Genomic DNA, 409 nt, shown 5'->3' with positions numbered 1-409 from the left:
GTTGTGGATTGCGATTGGCAGCAGGGTCGTCACCGCCTGGCGCAGCGTCTCGCCGTCGCGGATGATGCCCAGCGCTTTGGAGACGACCGGACGGACGCAGGAAGCGTCTGGCCGTGGAGGCACGATTGTGGAGAACATGCACCCGTGCCGGCCGGGCGATACGCGGGCAACGCTTTCGGCAACCCAGTTCGCTGTGACCACCGCTTCGGTGAGCGAATTGCTGGCAAGGCGGTTGGCGCCGTGCAGGCTGGTACATGCGACCTCGCCGCATGCCCACAATCCCTCGACGGAGCTGCGGCCGGCGGCGTCAACGGCCACGCCGCCCATGTGATAATGCGCCGCCGGGCGCACCGGGATCGGCTCGGCGGCGGGATCGATGCCTGTCTCCCGGCCCACGTGGGCGATGGCC

General features: G+C 68.9%; 1 protein-coding gene. It reads right to left on the bottom strand.

Annotation, left to right across the window (positions count from 1 at the left end; translation table 11 throughout):
- A partial coding sequence (locus EOA85_RS37070; protein WP_127212848.1) for an FAD-binding protein occupies positions 1-409 on the bottom strand: 409 nt, incomplete at both ends.

It is taken from the genome of Mesorhizobium sp. M5C.F.Ca.IN.020.29.1.1, from assembly GCF_003997375.1.
Lineage (GTDB): Bacteria > Pseudomonadota > Alphaproteobacteria > Rhizobiales > Rhizobiaceae > Mesorhizobium > Mesorhizobium wenxiniae.
The sequence above is the reverse complement of the archived record's forward strand: the minus strand, read 5'-3'. Positions and strand labels throughout refer to the sequence as shown.